The organism is Saccharopolyspora elongata (genome assembly GCF_004348985.1).
Taxonomy (GTDB): Bacteria; Actinomycetota; Actinomycetes; order Mycobacteriales; family Pseudonocardiaceae; genus Saccharopolyspora; species Saccharopolyspora elongata.
In genome coordinates this window covers 1-18,639 of sequence record NZ_SMKW01000124.1, presented here as the reverse complement: position 1 = coordinate 18,639, position 18,639 = coordinate 1, and the positions used below count along the sequence as shown (strand labels likewise).

General features: G+C 64.1%; 1 pseudogene. It reads right to left on the bottom strand.

Features of this window, described 5'->3' with window-relative positions:
• Window positions 1–18,639, bottom strand: a pseudogene (locus E1288_RS47645) (hypothetical protein); the annotation flags it as partial.

The window sequence follows — 18,639 nt, the reverse complement described above, 5'->3', positions numbered from 1 at the left end:
ACCCTGCTCCGCCGAACCCCCACCCCGCGCCACATCCAAAAAATCCGCGCCAGTAAGCCACGCATTCGCATCGGCGTCGTCCCCAAGCTCCCCCAACACCGCACCCGGCACCGTCGCATCCTGCTGCCCACTCGCCCCCACATCCGCAATCCGCGCCGACCCAGCCTCCTCCCGGGCCAGCACCGACTTCAGCTCATTTCTCTTTTCCGCCAGCCTGTCCCTCACCTCCTGCAACTTCTGCCGAGACTGATCCCAGGCATCCACCTCGCCCTGCAACGTACGCAGGCGGTCCTGATCAGCATCGGTCAGCAGCCCCGACGCCTCCAACGTCTTGATTTCACCCCTGCTTTCCTCAGTCTTCTTTCTCTTCCTCGACAACGGGGGCGCCAGTTTATTTGCCTCGTCTTCGTACCTTTTAATTTCCTCCCGCAATTCGAGCTCGGGCAGCCGCCACGAAGGCAGCGTCCCCTGCCTCTTCAACTCCCTCAACTCCTCAAGCGCAGTGGCGGCGGCGTCCTTAATTTCCCGCTGACGAGCCACAGTCTGTTTCTTATGCTTCTCATACCTTTTCGCCTTCAGCCGGAGCTGCTCAAGAGCCTTCTCCTCAACCGAATCCAACTCCCCCTGCCGCTGCGACTCCTCCAACTTCGGAACCGCGGCGGCGGCGTCCTTAATTTCCCGCCGCCAATCCGCCTTCCTTTTCTTCACTTCCTCATGCTTTTGCGCCTTCAGCCGGAGCTGCTCAAGAGCCTTCTCCTCAACCGAATCCAACTCCCCCCGCCGCTGCGACTCCTCCAACTTCGGAACCGCGGCGGCGGCGTCCTTCTGCGCCCGCCGCAGATCCGCGTCCCATTTCCTCCTTTTCTGCTTCTGTTGCGCCTTCTTCTCATCCTGTGCTGCCTGATCGGTCGGCGCCGATTCACCGCCCCCGCCACCCGGACGCCCGGAATCAACCCCAGCAGCGGGTCCTTCCACCCACCGCCGCTTCGACGCCGCGGAAGAGCTCTCGCCAACCTTCTCCTCCTGCGTCCTCCTCTTCGCAGGCTGACGCTTCGGACCTGTCACTTCGGCCGGCAGCCCAGCCCCCCAGCCCTCACGCCGCAGCCCGGAACCCTCGGACGGCAACACCACCGGCCTCTCCGGTTCCACCTCCGGGTCGTTGAACGCTTGCTCATTGACCGAAGCCGACGCACTACGTACTGGATCACCGTCCGCAGGAGAGTCCGTCGCGATGGAGGCACCCTCACCGGCCTGCCTCTCACCGGGCCGGGGCAGGCGCCGTCGCGCGTCATCCAGCCCCGGTTTCGCCGCTGCGCGGGACGGCCCCGGCCGGTCCTCAGCAAGACCGTTGTCCGGCGTCCGGACCGTCTTGGCCATATCCGATTTCGGGCTCGGGCGCAACGACGTGCTCCGAGCGGTGTGGAATTCTTGCGCCAGGTTCCGCGACAGCTCCTCGGCCAGCCGCTCGTTGTCCTGTGCCAGCGGCCGCGCCAACACCGCCGCCATGTCGTTGCGCAACGCCAGAAGCTCATTTGCGGTCCGGCCGTCCAGGGCGCTGAAAGCGTGGTCCCTCGCCAGGATCCCCTCTGCCTGCCACCGCAACGACTCCTGCTCGAGCGCACTCAGATCGCTGAAGACCTGCCTCGACCGTTCCGCCTCGCTCCGCAAGTCCTCATGGGTCCACCCAAGGCCGTCCGGACTGAGCTCGGATGCCGCGGGATCGCGCACGAGCGGTCCCGGCTCGATCCAGATCTCCACCCGCGTCGGCCCTTCAGCGTGCAGGAACTGCGGTTGTGCGATCAGTCCGGCTTCGTCGGCCTTGAGACGGGCCCCCTTGGGGCGGTCCTTCTGCGCGAGGTCAAGCATGCCTTCCAGGTCGCGTGTGACCAGGGAGAAATCGCGCGCGGCTTGCGATGCGCCATCGGCTCTTCTGTCGAGATCGCCGCGCACGACGTAGCGGGCGCGGGGCTGGCGGCCCTCCCGCTTCGCATCGACGGCCTTTTTCGCCACCGGGAACATGGCGTAGCGGTCCTGCAGCCGCCCCTGGGCATCCTTGCGGATGGTCACGCTCGCGTCGCTTGGGGCACCCGCCAGCGCGGGATCATCGGTGCGGGCGTGGGCGAGTTGGGTCTCGTAGTGCTGCTTGGCCTGCCACCACTTGCGTTCCGCGATCTGTGTACGCGTGTCCGCTTCGTCCCGAGCCTGCTCCGCCGCCTGCTTGCGAGCCTCAGCTGCCAGCAGCTCCTCGCGATCCGCCTGCTTGCGAGCTTCGGCTTCCTCCAGCTCCTCGCGATCCGCCCGTTGTGCGGCTTGCGTGGCCTGCGACAGGGTGAAATGCGCGACGCGCTGCTGGTCGCTCGCGGAGGTCCACTCCTGGTCCCGTTCGGCGAAATTCCTCGTGGCGGCCACCAGCTCGTCCGGCAGCTCATTGCCGCGGTCGCTGCGGCGGATCACGTAACCGGACTCGAACGTGGCACTGACAGCCGCTCGCCGCTTGCCGATGCTGTGTTCCGCGGGTGTGGCGACCATGCGGAACTCCGCGCCGTGCAACCAGGTGCTGGTGATGTCCTTCAGCGGAGAGTCCGCACTCTTCGTGGGATTCGGTTCGTAGTTCGTCCCGGATCCCTCTTGGTGTTCACTTCCGGATTCGTGCCCACCACGGGAAATGAGCGGCATATTCCAGTCACCCGCCTGGCCGAACGCGTGCCGGCCTTCCTCGTAGGTCTTCGCCCCCTCAGGATGCGACACACCCCCGGCGAAAAACGGTGCGACGGCCACGGCATGGCCACTGCCCGAGCCGCGCTCCTTCTCGTCGGCCGAATGGCTGTTCGGCTCCGAGCCATCCAGTTTGATTCGTCCGCTCGTCGACGCGAGCGCGCCCCGATCCGGAATCTTGAGGTACAGGTCCAGGTTCACGCCCAGCCCGGGCGGCAGCTGGACCGACACAGACTTCGCATCCAGATCCGCGAAGCGCTTGAGCAACGCCTCCAAGCGGTGCGGGGTGAACCACGCCCGCAAGCTCCGGCGCGCCTCCGCGGTCACCGAGCCCCCGGCGGAAGTGATCGTCCGCTCGGCGGCGGCGACCAGGTCCTCGACGAGCCCGCGGAACTCCACCGCCCGGAACTCGCTGGCACCGGGCAGAACCTCGGCGTCGTCGGTCTTCCAGCGCTGGATGGCCTCGTCCGTTGCCTGCGATGCCGTCAGATCGGTGATCTCCGCCGCGCGGGACCGCTGGGCCAGGTCCGCGGGCAGGGTGTCCTCGACCGCCGTGCTCACCCCAACGGTGCGAACGTCCGGGGCCGCGGCGATCCGTTCCCCGTCGCGCTCGATGCGCACGTCGAACAGCACGTCGGCGCGGTGCGAAGCCAGCGCACCTGCAACCTTCTCGGAGTTCGTGAAACTCGTGGCCTCGGTCTGCGTGCGGCCACGGACCTGCTTCAACCACTCGGCGACGTGGATCAATCCCAGACCCAGCCTGCCGTAGGACGGCCCGTGCTGCGGCATCGATTCGCTGCCCACTGGACCGGCTCCACCCGAAGAATCCGGGCCGTGCAACACGGCGTTCGGGATCCCGCCCGTCATGAACTCAAGGACAACCCAGGTGGCGCTGCGGATCTTGTTGGCGACGATGGACGCCGCGCTGGACGTCGCAAGTTCGCCGTGCTTGATCCCTTCCGCCTCCGGCGCACCCAGAAGTTCGGCCCCCACGTGGAGTTCGTAGGTATGCCCCTTCCACCTGCCTCCCCACCGCAGTTGTGTGCTGGCTCCCCCGTTCTCGAGGTCGCCGAGCTTGGCCTGCACGTTGGACAGGAAATGCTCGGCCGAGCGGTCGTTACCGAGGGGGCTGCCCTGCGGGGAAACCGGCAACAGCGCCTCGGCCGCGTCGGGGCCCAGTCGCTCGGAAATCTGCCGGCGCAGCAACCGAATCTGGCCACTCAAATCCACCGGTTCGGTGACCCCTCGGCTCCAGGACGGGGTGGCCAGCGTGTGCCCGTCGGGCACCGGCGCCACGTTCATGGGCGAGTCGAGCGGTTTGACGGAAACCCCGGGTTCCTTCTGTTCGGCTTCGAGTGCCCGCTGCGCCTCGAACTCGGCCGTCCTGGTCATCATCTCCTGCAACTGCCGGTCGTCGACCAAAACCGTCTTCGACTGAGGCAGCGTGAACCGCTCGGCGGAGCGGACGGGCGGCTTGCCCTTGAACAACCCCATTCGGTCGATCTTGCCAATGGTCTTTACCTCGACGCCGACGGTATTCACGACATCCACCGTGACCAGGTGACGTTCGCGCGGTTTGCCCTTCTCCGACCGGGAGTGGCTGGTGTCGATCTCATGTCCCCGCTTGCGGAGATAGCTGCCCTTCCCCGGGGCCACTTCTTCGATGACCGTACCGGCCACGACGCCGGTGTTCTCATCCACCGCGGCCATCAACGGCTCGATGGAGTTGAACCAGGAGAAGGTGCCGGTCTTGCTGCTTTCGGTGGTGCGCTCACCGGTCACCGACCGCGTCGGCTGCTCCCAGATCTTGACCGGATTACCGTCACTATCCCGCACCGGCGTGGGGTTCAGCATCATGCGCGAATACTCGACCACGGCATGCTGCTCCTGGCGGCGCTTCGTCGTCTTCAGCCCGTGAATCCGGAACTTCTTGCCTGCGGAGCGCGGAGTCCCACGCACCTCTGCCAGCGAGATCCCGCTATTGACCAGGTCCGCATTCTCGGCGAGTTCCCAGACCGAGTGTCCAGAGAGTTCCCTGAGCTGCCGGAACGCCGATTCCCGAAGGTGTTTGAGACCATGCGCTGATACGACCTGCGTACCGTCGTAGACCCGGGAAAGTCCCTGCCGCATCGTCTTGTCGTCGTAGGTAACCACGGTGTGGTCGACGGGTTCGACGGCAGCATCGCGCAGTTTCTTCAACTCGGCTTTGAGCTGATCGGCCTGCCACGCGGGGAGTTCGACGACGATGTCGGTGGCCACGACACCCGGATCCCGATCCTCCTTCTGGGCCAAGGTGTCCACAATTGGCAATTGATTTTCCGTCGGCGTGTGCATCCCCGGCCGGCCGATCGACAGGCCCTTGGCCAGCTGGTTCCATTCCTGCCAGTGCGTGCCCGACACCGTGTACCGCACCCGGAAGGCCACCCGTTTGCGGGGTTCCTTGCCCACTCCACCGGTGGCGGCCGGCTCCTTGCCCCGATTGCCGCCGAAGGACAGCACGGTGCCCTCCCCAATGCGGGAGGACTTGCTCCGCTCGAAACCGAACTTGTGGTAGCTGGTGACAAGGGACATTTGGCCAGCCACCGTCGAGTAGACGCGGGCCACGAAACCTGCCCCGGCCTTCCACGACACGCTCCTGCTGTGCTTGGCGGACTCCGATTCGGCAATCGTCACCCCAGCATCCGCCTCCTCGACGTCCATATCCCGGACGTCGAGCACCTCCGCTGCCACCTTCAGCGATACGTGATAGTCGTGTCCCCGACCGTGCTCGACCATCTCGATCGACGCGGCCTGATCGGTGAGCATTTCCTCGACCACACTCGGGGACGACAACGTGTTGCCCGAGAGCAAACTGTCGATCTGGTTACCGCGCGCCAACTGCTCGCTGGCATTGCTCGAGATTCCCTTGGCCAGCTTGGGATTGTCGAAATCGATGACGAGATCAGTGTTCCGCCAAAACGACCACCGGTGATGGTCTGGGATCTTATGCGCCGTATCGCGAAGGATCCTGGCGAGCTTCGCGCCCGCACCACTGGCCTCCAGCGCCGCGCGGGTAATGCCGGCCACGCGATTCGGGTGCGGCTGGCCGTCCTCGCTCACGAGCCCGGCCGCCCGGGCGAACTCCGACGGCGTCCAGTGCAAGCCGTCGATGGCGTCGGCGAACGTCATCGGGGCCCCACCGTTCGTGCGGATCTCCCAGTCATACGCAGTGCGGTAGCGAACGATCTGGACCTTGCGGGCAGCGGTCTCGCCGACCTTCGACGAGGTCTTGGACTCCTGGTCACGGCTGTGGCCGCCACCACCCATGACAAAGGGGCCTGCGGCTGCGGTGAGCAACCCGACATCCACGGCGGGCCCGACGGCTCCCGAGACCTCACCCTTGCGCCCCGAACCGTGAACGTTCAGCGCTTCAGTGCCGGCATCGGAGGCCGACTCCGCCAGTGCGTCGTCGATCGTCTCGAGATAGCCGACTTGCCGGGCGACGGCCCGCATCTGCACACTTTGGGTGCGGCTCGACAGCAGGCGCTTGAACGGGTTACTCGAACGCAGCGGCGTCTCCAACGTAACCCAGCCCCGACCGGCGGCTGCCGCTTTCTCACTCACCCGCATGTCCGGCAACATCCGTTTGACATTGTCCTGACCCAGGAACTCCCGCAGGGCTTTCCGCGAGTCCTTGTCCAGCGACCCAAGCTGGGCGGCCACCTGGTCGTAGATGGTCGGCGGCTCCTCGGACTTCGTCTTCGTCCGCAAGGGTTTGCCCTGATACAGACCGCGCGTCGACTGCCTGACCGTAGCGTCCTCCAACACCGAAGCAGGCAGCTCATTCGGCATCGGTACAGCGCGTTCACGCGCGATCGGCCGCAATCCCGTGGGCACGCTCAACGTGGTGCCGACCGGGTCGGCGTCAGGATGATCGCGCCCACCGACGATCGCGACAGGACCAATGTCGTGCCCGTCCCTGTCAACCCGGGAAACCCGGAACGTCACCGGCACATACACCGGCTGCGCGCCGGCGTATTCACTGTCACTGCCCGGGGTTGCACGCTCCGGCAGCGAGATGCGCATCGACTGGCTGTGCGTTTCGGCGTGGCTCGTGACGCGGTTCGAGGCCAGGCCAGTTGGCAGGTCGACGAGGCCCAGAGCGAAAATTCCAGGCACGGCGGGCACGAAGAAGAGCTGCTGGTATCTCGGCCGATGGCTGGACGCAGTCGTCGTGCTCGCCTTGTGACCGGCGGTCGAGGTGGCCGACTGCCCGGTGGCTTTTCCTTCCGCGGCTTCGCTGCGGCCCCAGTCGAACCTGGCCGCCTGCACCCGCACCGACACACCGCCGACTTCGAACACCTTGCCCTCACCACGCAAGCTGCCGATCTTGTTCAGCACGGCATGCTCCACCGACTCGAAGTCGTCCGGATCGGTGTCCTCGGGCACCAATCCCCGCACGGCCTGGACGACCTGATCTGCTCCGACCGTCTGGGCGATCTGCTGCGCCGAGCCCATCGACCCGTTGCGATCCGAACGGGTATCCGAGCCGCTCCCGATCGATCGGGCACCACCGTCAGCGGAGTAGTCCTGGTTCGTCCCCACACCAGGCAAGGCCTTGCGTCGCGAACGGTTCTCCTCAGTGGAGACGCCATCACCGTCCACAACAGACCCCGTGGCGGGCATTGAGCTCTCGGATGTCTCCCCGTTTTCGCGCAAGCGTTCAAGCCGCTCCAGCGACTCATCCCGCATCTTCTCGAGCTCGGCCTCATCGAAGTCGCTCTCCGCGTCATCGGTCGCCGCATCACCCACACGCGCATCGTCAGTGGGTGTGCCAGGGGCCGGCTCGGCGTCCAACGACCGGGCACGATCACCACTGCCAAAGGTGATATCGGCAAACCAGGCGGGGTCGGTCTCCTGGTCGAACCCCTCCACGGACCCCTGACTCCGCAGCCCGAACGTCCCCGCAGCCGAACCACCACCGCTCTCGATGGCACCCGCCACATCCCCGGTGGACTCCGACCGCGTAGCCTCCACGGTCTCCGACCCCGCACCGCCAGCGGACTGCGGCAGCATGTCCCCATCCGGGGCTGGCCCCGCACCCGCCCGCACGGCCATCACCATGACCGTCAAACGACGCAGTCGCTCCAAAAACGCCTGAGCATTCGCTATCTTCTCATCCGCTCCGACTCCATCCGTCAACAGCCGATGCGCGAGCGCATCTCGCCATGGCTCCTCCACTGGCTTGAGCTCGAGGTACCGGTCTACGTCGCCCTGCGCGCGGACCACAAGTTGTTCACCGAGTTGAACCTTCAACTGTACTAACCCGTTGTTCTCCGCCGCGAGAAGCTCTCGCAATTTCCCTCTCGCGTCATTTCGGACCTCCTCCTGCAACTCCGGAACAGCAGCAGCGACTTCCCCTATCCGATCACGGATTACTGCGACAGACTTCCGATCAATATTCGACCATTTCTGGATCTTGGCTTCATACTTTTTCCGCAGGTCAGTACTTGCTTCCACATCCGCCAAAATCTGCCGCAGAGAACCCACCGCAGCGCGCAAATCGGGCGTCAGCTGCTCCCTGACATTTTCAAGAATTTCCTTAGCCCAGCTCTGGTGTCTCTTGAACAGATCTGCAAAATCGCGGGTTTTGTAATCCTTGCGGCGCGCTTCCTCAAGTGCCTCAACTCGCAGCACCTTTATGACGGTATCCTCGTCCCGTTTGACGGTATCCTCGTCCCGTTTGACGGTATCCTCGTCCCGCAGGCCACTCAGCGCCTTGCCAATCGCCACGCGCCGATGAGAAATATGCTTGTTTTCAGTCGCGGTCAGCGTGGCGGAAATCCAGCCGTCGGCAGCACTCGGCTTCGCACCGCCATCCGGGTCACCAGCCAGGTAACGGACCAGTTTCCACCGCAAATCCAGCACCTGCTGACTATCCGGCGAGTTCGTCCTCAACTCGTGTGCCATCACATCCCGGAACGGCTGCGACGCCTTAAGGGGCCCCAAGACCTCGGCCGCGGTAGCGTCCAAACCATCCACCACACGTTGACCACCTTCTTCCTGGGTAGCCAACTGCCGCAACGCCCTGCCAGCATCCGCGAACGTCCGCTTTGCCGAACTGACCCGATAAATAAGGCTCAGTCCCGGATCAACAACGTCCCCACGCATCGCGACGGTGACGCCCTCACGCATGGCGACGGTAACGGCCCCAGCCTCCGCCTGGTTCCCAGCACGAGCCTCCTGCCAACTCGCCTCTTCCGCCCTCATCTTCTCGAACGCGTCGCGATCCAGACCACTCACCGCCATGCCAATGTCAGGGTCCCCGGCCAGATAAGCGGCCATTTCCACGCGCACCGCCTGGGCACCGTGCCAGTCATCCAGATGCTCGCTCAACCAGTGCGCCAGCATCGTCCGGAACCGCTCCGACTCCTTCAACGGCCCCAAAATCCCGTCCGCATCAGCCAACAACCGGCCCACAGCCTCACGACCAGCGATCCCCGCCCACTCATCCAACTGCGCCACTGCCGTCAACCCACGAAGCCGTTCCCGCAACTCCCGAGCGCCCTGGACATCTTCCGGATGATTCAACTTGTAATGAGCCACCACATTCAGGAGACGGTCATCGCCCCCAAAAACTACTCCCACCTCACCCGCCCGCATATCAGCAATCAGACCGTCTACACCAAACTCCACCCCGCCTACCAGAACGTGCCGCCCCTCATCCCGCATCCTCTGCAACCCAGCCTCCGCATCAGCGATAAACGCACCCAGCTCAGCCGCCGCATCAGCGGGCTCACCAGCAAACGAAGCCCCACCACCAGCAGAAAATTCCGCAGCCCGCCGCCTCGCGGCCCGCCTCTTCCTATACGTACGCATGACCGCCGCGTTCTGTTTGCGCAACCGCTTATCCTCCTCCTCAAGCCCGCCCAACTCCTTTTGCGCCAGCGCGATACGCCTCTGCAGCGCTTCCCACTCCGTCCGCCTGTTTTTATCGGACTCCGGCAACGCCGCGAAGTCCGCCTGCAGAACCGACTCCCACTCCGTCCGACTAGCCGCAGCCGAGGCCGACAACTCATCCGGATCCGCCTGCAACACCGACGCCGGCACCCCCGCCAACTCAGCCTGGCTAGCCTTCAGCTTCTCCAGCGACGTCCGCAACTGATCCATCCGCCCATGCCGCACCGCCCTATTGCGGGCACTGTTCTCGGTCCGGCTTGGTCCTGGCCTGACCGTCCGCCCGATCCTCCGGGCCTGCTGTGCTTCCCCCGCAAAGCGCGGCACAGCATCAGACGAAGATCCCGACACTCCCGCTGTAGGCACCTCCGGTCCCGGAACCACACCTTGCCCCGGACCCGCGCCCGCACGGATGCGCATCAGCTGGCTCATTTGGAGCTGCAGCTGTTCAAGCCGTCGCTCCGCAGCCTCTCCATTCGGGAACCTCAGGAAATGGTGCGCCATCAGCTCCCGAGCCGGCTGGTACTCCCGAGGCGTCTGGCCCAAAATGCTGTCCGCGTTAGCAAACGCCTCGGCCCGCCTGTCCGAGTCAGCCTCCGCCAACTCAGTCCGCGCAACCTGCAAGCTCTGCACCAGCGGATCAGGGTTCGTCCCACTGTCCACACTGGACGCGGATACTTGATCCTCGGACCGACTTTCCCGACTCGAGCTTTCATTACGCTCGCCACGGCCCGGCCCGGCATCCCGAGCAGGAGCCCTCGGGGCGTCGTCCTGAACAGCCGGTACCTCGCCGTCGTCGCCGTCCAACGACTGGACACCATCACCGCTGACAGAGTCGCTAGTCGTCAGCCGAGAGTCGCTCCCGTCGTTGGGCTCCGGACTACTCTTCTCGGCCGTCCCGGCATCCCAACCAACATTCTTGGTCGAACTCAAATCCTTGGAATCCGGACCTGGCCTGACACCAGCCGCTGGGCTCGACCGGCCATCGACATAACCCGTGGAACCACCATCATTCCCCGCGAGTGCGTCATTCACCTCCCGGGTATGGGGGTCCACGTCCCGCACAGTGTCCGCCCTCGCGTTCGCGAAAAGCTCCCGCAATGAACGGGACGCGGCATCCTCCGTCTGAGGGCGATTCGCCAACTCCCGCCCAATAGGCGCCAGCAGCTCCAGATCCAGTGACTCCGCCAACCGCTGCGCGGCCAACGTGCCATTTCTCTGCGCAGCGTGGAACGCCAACGCGCTCAGCACCATCTCATACACCGGTAGCGCCGTATTGAGCTGGGCGTTGGTCGACCCTTGCGGGGGCTGCACCCAACGCAACATCCGCAATCGCAACTGCTCTGCCTCCGCCTGCGGAAACTCCGCCAGCCGATCTGCGGACTGAGCAAGATCCCGAACGAGATCCTCCGGCGACTGCTGCTCGACAGGGCCGCCCCTGTCCCCCTCACCATCAGGACCGACATCAATCGCCTGATCACCAGCCGGGTCGTCGGTGTACGGCGGCGCATCCACATACGGCGGCGGGAGAGTCTGCTGCTCCCGCAACAGATCCACCACGTCGACAAGGCCAGCCATGTACTCTGTGCCGGTCAACAATTCTTCGGCGACACGCTGAGCTTCCCGGGCAGCGACGTTGGGCTCAGCAATGCCATAAATCAGCCGATCCGTTACCGCAACCTCCACACGCCGATACAGCCCCTCCACCTCCGGCGCCAATTCCCCAACACCGCGCGCCGGACCGTCAAGCAACTCGCTCAGCGGCAGGCTCTCCAAGATCGCACGAGTCGTCTGCCGCATATAATTCCGGTCATCCTGGCGATTCGCGCCCTCCAGCTCGTAGAACGCCGCATAATCCCTGTCCGGGAGCCTGGCGTTCCAGTTCTGCTGGAAACTCTGGATGAGGTTCATCCCGTCGGTGTCGCCGATCCGCTGCAGCACGGCCGACCACGGCGTCAGATAACCCTCGTCATCCGGCACCCCCACCTCCCCGTACCGGGTGTGGGTGCGCAATTCCTCGGCGCGTTCACGTACCTCCGCCAACTGCTCCCACGCATCACGGCGCGCCACGCCACCCGCCAGCTGATCGGCCAGCATGGCACGAATGCCGTCGTGGAAGAACTGCTGCGTCTCTTCATCCGCCGTGCCCGGAATCGCCGGCGGCAACGGCCCCACCATCGCCTCCGCCAACTCGTGGACGGCCGTCACCGATGCCGGGTCAGTGGACGCCTTCCACTGCTCCACTCGATCCGCGGCCTCGCCGATCCGCTCCGCCCACTGCTCCAACGCGGCATCGCCCCGCGCAGCTACTTCATCGAAATCGAGCATCGCGACAAAATCGCCACGAAGCTCATTGATCAAACCGTCAAGATCCCGGCCACGCGCGATTTCCCGCGCCTCCCCGCCACCCGCCAGCAGGTCGGTCACCATCGTTCGAAGCCCGTCGTGGAAGAACTGGTGCACCTCGTCAGGCATGGTGTCCGGTCTCGTCTGCGGCAACAGAGACACCATCGACTCCGCAAACTCGTGGACGGTCGCTACCGATGCCGCACCGGCAGATGCCTCCCACTGCTCCACTCGATCCGCGGCCTCGCCGATCCGCTCCACCCACTTCACCATCGCGGCATCGATCCGCTCAGCCATTTCGCCGGAATCAAGCCCAGGATCTAGCAACGCACCAAAATCATCACGAAGCGCCGTAACCACACCGTTAGCGTCGACCCGACGCGCGATCTCCCGACTCACCGCATTTTGCACCGAGTCCCACAGCTTCACCTGCTCGTCAACCAACGGGCCCCGCCCCGCAACCCTCTCCGGACGCCCACCCATCTTCTGCTCCGCCGCCGCGTTCACCAGCCCTATGACCTGATCATCAAACCTTTCCCCGCGAGCCAAATAATCAGCCCACCGACCCTCGAACTCATCCGGCGTACGGGATGGCACGGTCCGCTCGACGGCTTCACCTTCGGCCCGCCGCCCGTCCGTCACACCGACAGCGACACCATCCTGATCCCGCGCGGCAACGTCCCCCTCCGCCGAAACAGCAGCACCACCGTCCACAGCAGACTCCGCAGCGGGCATCGTGCCCCCGGACGGCTCCCTGTCTCCACGCAAAGCCTCGAGCCGCTTCACCAACCCTGGCCGTACCGTCTCTTCGAACTCCTCCTCATCGAAGTCGCTCTCGGCGTCATCGATCGCCGCATCACCCACCACAGCCTCAGCGGACTCCGACCGCGTGTCCTCAACGGTCTCCGGCACCGGATCGCCAGTGGACCGCATGTCCCCACCCTGGGCCGGCCCCGCGCCCGCACTCACAGCCACCGCCAGGAGACTCAGACGACGCAGACGCCCGAAAAACGCCTCAGCGTCCGCTTTCCTCTCAGCCTCTTCACTAATTCCATTCGTCATCAGCCGATACGCGACCGCTTTCCGCAATTGGTCATCCCGCATTCCCCCGACGTACCGGTCTGCTTCATCCAACGCGCGGACCACAGGATCTCGACCGTGCCGATCTTCCCAGTGCTGTAACCCGCTCTCTGCCGCGTCGAAAATCTCCTTCTTTTTCCGTATCGCGTCATTTCGGAGCCGCCCCCGAAACCGCTGAAAATCATCGTTAGCTTCCGCTACCCGGCTGCGGACCGTTTTGAGATACGTCCGATTGTTGATATTCATCCACCGGGCGATATGGACGTCATATTCGTTCCGCAGTTCAGTGCTCGCCTCCACGTCCACCAAAATCTGCCGCAGGGAATCCTCCTTAGCTTTCAAATCGGAGATCAGCTTCTTCTTGGCAGCACTACGAATTTCCGTGTCCCATGTAATCCTTCTACTGAACATAGCCCCCAATTGTCCCGAGTCGTAATCCCCGTGAAGCGCTTCCTCGATCGCCTCGTTTCGCAACATGGTTTCGACAGCTTCTTTGCCCCGCAAACCACTAAGCGCCTCGCCAACCGCCACGCGCAGAAAATTAATCTCGTTCCCAGCAGAAACATTGTCTCCAAGCTTCGGGTCCACCATGGCGGAAAGCAAGTCATCGGCAGCCTTCGTGTCCGCACCGCCGCTCAGGTCACCAGCCAGATAACGGACCAGTTTCCACCGCAACTCCTGCACCTGCTGATCAGCCCGCGGATTCTCCATCAACTGTTGCAGCGGCTGATCATCCCGCGTCATCAACGCGTGTGCCATCACATCCCGGAAGGGCTTCGATTCGTAAAGGGGTCCCAGGACCTTCTTCGCCGAAGCATACAAACGGTCCACGCGGTCGACGGCCAACTGCCGCAGGGCCTGACCGGCATCCGCGACCTCCTGTTTTAGCGAGCTCTGAGAATAAAACTCCTCGTTCGCTTTCGCTTTCTCGAATACGCCGCGTGTCAACCCACTCGCCGCCACGCCGATGTCAGGGTCACCGCTCAGGTAATCGGCCAGTTCCACTCGCACCGCCTGAGCACCGCGCCAGTCACCCGGATGCTCACCCAACCAGTGCGCCAGCACATCCCGGAACCGCTCCGACACCTTCAGCGGCCCCAAAATCCCGTCCGCACGAGCCTTCAACCGGTCAGGATCAGGACCAGCGACCTCGCGCCACTCGCCCAACTTCCTCACGGCCCGCTCGTGTCGCTCGCGCCAGACCACCCCATAGAATTCTCGAAGGAAATTCTTGGTGCCCTCCACATCCCCCAGATGACTCAGCACGTGGTACGCCACCACATTCCGGATACCCTCATCGCCTATGAGAGGCCCCATACGCGCCTGCACGTCAGCCAACACGCCGTCTATTGACAGCGTCTCCCCTGGCAGCCCCTGCCGGCGCATCCTCTCCAGCCCAGCGTTCGCGTTACTGACCCACACACTCAGCTTGGCTGCCGCCGCAGACTCCCCTGACCGTCCAACTGTGTGATCGTCCAAAACGGACGACGCCATCATCCCCGCTGACAATGCCGCAGCTTGCCCCTCCCCAGACACACCTCCGCCTTCGCCGGCCTGTGCACGCCCAATCGCGGCCAACTTCGCCTTCACGGCCTCGATACGCTCCGGCAGCCCCTCCCACTCACGCCGCAAACCCGGAAAGCCCAGCAACGCAGCCCGATCCATCGGCAGAATCGAGTGCGATTGCCCCACCGTCAACGCCTCCAACTCCGCCTGCCGAGCCTGAAGCTGATCCAGCTCCCCCCGCAACTTCTGCACCCTCCGAGCAACAAGCCGCGCCACCGACGCCTCCAACCCCTCAAGGCGCGCCTCCTCGATCGGGCCTAGTCCCGGCCCGCCCGACTCCTCCGGTCCCGCTCCGGCCCCGATGCCCAGCCCACTGCCCTGCGTACCCAGCCCGTCCGCCAGCGCCCGGGAAAACTCCACAACCTCGTCCCAGCGATCCCGGCCAAGCTCTCGGTACCTAGCCGCCACCAACGCCACCACACCGTCCAACGACAAAACAGCAACACCACGAGCCAACGCGATGCCATGCGTGCCCTGCACAATCAACCGCGCCGCGTCCTCGTCGTCCTTGCTGGCCCAGCCCACCTGCTGGCTCAACCGGTCGATCTCCCCCAGCAAATCCGGTGCCAACGACTGCTCTCGCACCGGCGGTCTTCCCGACGCAGCCGAGCCACGGCCCGTCGATGTATTCCCCGTCGATGTATTCACATCAGCCGACCCTCGCAGCCCGCCAGCCGGCACCAGGAGACTCAGACGAAGCAGTCGCCCCAAAAACGCCTCAGCGTCCGCTTTCCTCTCAGCGTCGTCACTAATTCCCTTCGTCAGCAGCCGATGCGCGAGCGCCTCCCGCAATGGCTGCTGCAATGGCTGCTGCCATTGCTCGACGTACCGGTCTACCTCACGCAACGCGTCGCCCACACGATCTCGACCGAGTTCACCCTCCAACACTGCTAACCCGACTTCGCCGCCCGCGAGAAGCTCCCGCAATTTCACGCTCGCGTCATCTTCGACCCGCTCCCGCAACCCCGGAACAGCAGCGGCGACTTCCGCTGCCCGATCACGGACCCCTGCGAGAGTCGCCCGGCCAATATTCAACCACCGCTGGATCTTGGCTTCATATTCCCTCCGCAGGCCAGCGTCCGCCTCCACATCGTCCAAAATCTGCCGCAGAGAACCCACCGCAGCGTTCAAATCGAGTGTCAGCTGCTTCCTGAAAGGATCAAGAACGAGAAGACACCATTTACTAGATCTCTTGAACCGAGGTGCCAATTTGCGGGTGGTGTAACCCCCGCCGAGCGCGTCCTTAACCGCCTCACCTTGCAGCACCCCATTGATGGCCTCCTCGTCCCGCAAACCACTCAGCGTCACGCCAATCGCCACGCGTCGCAAATACATCTCCGCGCCTTCAGATTTCGTGCTATCAGCGGTCAGCGTGCCGGAAAGCCAGTCGTCGGCGACACCCGGCTCCGCACCACCATCCAGGTCACCAGCCAGGTAACGGACCAGTTTCCACCGCAAATCCCGCACCTGCTGATCAGCCTGCGGATTCTCCATCAACTGTTGCAGCTGCTGATCATCCCGCGTCATCAACGCGTGTGCCATCACATCCCGGAATCGCTCCGACTCCTTAAGGGGCCCCAAGACCTTCTCCGCGGCAGCATACAAACGGTCCACGCGGTCGACGGCCAACTGCCGCAACGCCCCACCAGCATCCGCCAACATCAGCTTCACCGAACTAACCCGATAAATAAGGCTCAATCCCGGATCAACAACACCCCCACGCACCACAACCGCACCACTCTCACGCATCTCGACGGCAACGTCCCCAGCCTCCGCCTGGTTCCCAGCACGAACCGCCTGCCAACCCGCCTCGTCCGCTCTCACCGCCTCGAACGCCTCGGGAGTCAAACCACTCACCACCATGCCAATGCCAGAATCCCCGGCCAGATAACCGGCCATTTTCGCTCGCTCCGCCTGGGCACCGCGCCAATTACCCGGATGCTCACCCAACCAGCGCGCCAGCACAGTCCGGAACCGCTCCGACACCCTCAACGGACCCAAAATCCCGTCCGCATCAGCCAACAACCGGTCCACAGCATCACGACCAGCGATCCTCGCCCACTCATCCAACCGCGCCGCGGCCGTCAACCAATGAAGCCTTTCCTGCAACCCCTGGACACCCCGGACATCTTCCGGATGACTCAACATGTAATAAGCCACCACATTCACAAGACCATCATCACCCCCAGAAACCACTCCCACCCCACGAGCCCGCATATCAGCAACCAGACCATCTACACCAAACTCCACCCCGCCCACGAGAACTTTCAGCCCCTCATCCCGCATCCGCCGCAACCCAGCCTCCGCATCAGTGATAAACGCACTCAGCTCAGCCTTTGCCTCAGCGGACGCACCAGCAAACGAAACCTCTCCCCCAGCAGACAATGCCTCAGCCTGCTGCTGCGCAGCCTTCCTCTTCTTATACTCACGCACGCGTGCCGCGTTCCGGTCGCGCAACCGATCCTTCACCTCAAGCCTGCGGTGCTCCGCCTGCGCCGACTCGATACTCTCCTGCAGCGCCTCCCACTCCGTCCGCCTCTCTTTATCGGACTCTGACAACACCGTCAAATCCGCCTGCAGAACCGACTCCCACTCCCTCCGCCTAGCCGCATCCGACGCCGACAACCCCTCCGGATCCGCCCGCAAAAGCGACGCCGGCACCCCCGCCAACTCAGCCTGCCTAGCCTTTAGACCCTCCAGCGACCTCCGCAACTCCCCCATCTCCTCAAGCCGCACCTCCTTATTACGGGTCCGCCCCTTGTTTTCATTTGCTTTCCTCGCCTTCAGCGTTGCCTCAGGCGTCTCGGTCTGGCTTGGTCCTGGCCCGCCCGTCGGCTCGATCACCGGAGCCGCCATCCCGGGAGGCACCGTCGCGGCAGTCAGAACCGGTCTCCCGCCATCCGCAATGAGACTGGAATCCCCGGCCCCGGCGGGCATTGGACCGCCGGACGGCTCCCCGTGTTCACCCAAGCGACCAAGCCGCGCCCGCAGATCTCGCAGTTCCGTCGGATCGAAGAACTCTGCCATTACCGGCTCGTCAACGACCCTCCTTGTGTCATCGATCGTCGCGTCGCCCACCACATCCCCGGTAGACTCCGGCCGCGTATCCACGGTCTCCGAGCCCGCACCGCCAGCAGACTGCGGCAGCATGTCCCCTCTCGGGGCCGGCCCCGCACCCGCACTCGCAGCCATCACCATGACCGTCAAACGACGCAGTCGCCCCACAAACGCCTCAGCGTCCGCTTCCCTCTCAACCTCTTCACTAATTCCTTTCGTCAGCAGCCGATGCGCGAGCGCTACCCGCAATGGCTGCTGCAATGGCTGCTGCCATTGCTCGACGTACCGGTCTACCTCACGCAACGCGTCGTCCACACGATCTCGACCGAGAGCATCCTCTAACACTGCTAACCCGGCTTCGCCGTCCGCGAGAAGCTCCCGCAATTTCACGCTCGCGTCATCTTCGACCCGCTCCCGCAACTTCGGAACAGCAGCGGCGACTTCCGCTGCCCGATCACGGACCCCTGCGAGATTCGCCCGGCCAATATTCAACCACCACTGGATTCTGATTTCATAGTCGCTCCGCAGGCGAGTGTCCGCCTCCACATCGTCCAAAATCTGCCGCAGAGAACCCACCGCAGCGTTCAAATCGAGTGTCAGCTTCTCCCTGAAAGAATCAAGAACAACCTCCGCCCATCTATTACTTCTCTTGAACCGAGGTGCCAATTTGCGGGTGCCGTAACCCCCACTGAGCGCGTCCTTAACCGCCTCACCTTGCAGCACCCCATTGATGGCCTCCTCGTCCCGCAAACCACTCAGCGCTACGCCAATCGCCACGCGCCGCCAATACATCTTCGCGCTTTCAGATAGCTTGCTATCAGCGGTCAGCGTGCCGGAAAGCCAGTCGTCGGCGACACCCGGCTCCGCACCACCATCCAGGTCACCAGCCAGGTAACGGACCAGTTTCCACCGCAAATCCCGCACCTGCTGATCAGCCTG